Here is a 1,687-nt window from a genome sequence, read left to right as displayed (position 1 = left end):
ATCGGCCAGACCCTTGCGCGCGCCGTGGGTCGAGATGAAGTACTGCAGGACGTCGAGCCCCTCGCGGAAGTTGGCCTTGATCGGCGTCTCGATGATCGAGCCATCGGGCTTGGCCATCAGTCCGCGCATGCCGGCGAGCTGACGGATCTGCGCCGCGGAGCCGCGGGCACCGGAGTCGGCCATGATGAACACCGGGTTCATCGACTTCTGCTCGACCACGCGGCCATCCGCAGTCTTCACCTTTTCCACGCCGATCGCCTGCATCAGCGCCCGCGACACCTGCTCACCGATCCGCGACCAGATGTCCACCACCTTGTTGTAGCGCTCGTTCTGGGTGACCAGACCGTTCTGATACTGCTCCTGGATCTCCAGCACCTCGCGCTCGCCCTGGGCGAGGATCAGCGCCTTCTCTTCCGGGATCACCATGTCGTCGATGCCGATCGAGATCCCGGCCTTGGTCGAGAAGCGGAAGCCGGTGTACATCAGCTGGTCGGCGAAGACCACCGTGTCCTTGAGCCCGAGCTTGCGGTAGCAGGCGTTGATCAGCCGCGAGACCGCCTTCTTGTTGAGCTCGCAGTTCATCAGCTCGAAGGGCAACCCCTTGGGCAGGATCTCGGAGAGGATCGCGCGGCCGATGGTGGTGTCGTAGAGCGAGGTCTTCTGTGAACGCGAACCATCCTCGCCGATCACCGTCTCGGTGATGCGCACCTTGACCTTGGCATGAAGCTCGGCCGCACCGCTCTCGTAGGCGCGGCGCGCTTCGGCCACGTTGGCGAACACCATCCCCTCGCCCCGGCGGTTGATCAGCTCCCGGGTCATGTAGTAGAGCCCGAGGATCACGTCCTGGGTGGGGACGATGATCGGATCGCCGTTGGCCGGGCCGAGGATGTTGTTGGTGGACATCATCAGCGCCCGGGCCTCGAGCTGCGCCTCCAGCGACAGCGGCACGTGCACCGCCATCTGGTCGCCGTCGAAGTCGGCGTTGAACGCCGTGCAGACCAGGGGATGGAGCTGGATCGCCTTGCCCTCGATCAGCACCGGCTCGAAGGCCTGGATGCCGAGGCGGTGCAGCGTCGGCGCGCGGTTCAGGAGCACCGGGTGCTCGCGGATCACCTCCTCGAGGATGTCCCAGACCTCCGGCCGCTCCTTCTCCACCATCCGCTTGGCGGCCTTGATGGTGGTGGCGAGGTTGTACTTCTCGAGCTTGGAGTAGATGAACGGCTTGAACAGCTCGAGCGCCATCTTCTTCGGCAGGCCGCACTGGTGCAGCTTGAGCGTGGGACCGACGACGATCACCGAACGGCCGGAGTAATCGACGCGCTTGCCGAGCAGGTTCTGGCGGAAGCGCCCCTGCTTGCCCTTGATCATGTAGGCCAGCGACTTGAGCGCCCGCTTGTTGTTGCCGGTGATCGCCCGGCCGCGGCGACCGTTGTCCATCAGCGCATCCACCGCCTCCTGCAGCATCCGCTTCTCGTTGCGGACGATGATGTCCGGCGCGTTGAGCTCCAGCAGCCGCTTGAGGCGGTTGTTGCGGTTGATCACCCGGCGGTAGAGGTCGTTGAGGTCGGAGGTGGCGAAGCGCCCGCCGTCGAGCGGCACCAGCGGCCGCAGATCGGGCGGCAACACCGGCAGGACGGTGATCACCATCCATTCCGGCCGGTTGCCCGACTCGATGAAGCTCTCCATC

The 1,687-nt window shown here is 65.2% G+C and carries 1 pseudogene; it reads right to left on the bottom strand.

What is annotated here, in order from left to right:
* Nucleotides 1-1,687, bottom strand: a pseudogene (locus NW858_RS00595) (DNA-directed RNA polymerase subunit beta'); the annotation flags it as partial.

It is taken from the genome of Synechococcus sp. H55.10, assembly GCF_047502715.1.
Lineage (GTDB): Bacteria > Cyanobacteriota > Cyanobacteriia > Thermostichales > Thermostichaceae > Thermostichus.
The sequence above is the reverse complement of the archived record's forward strand: the minus strand, read 5'-3'. Positions and strand labels throughout refer to the sequence as shown.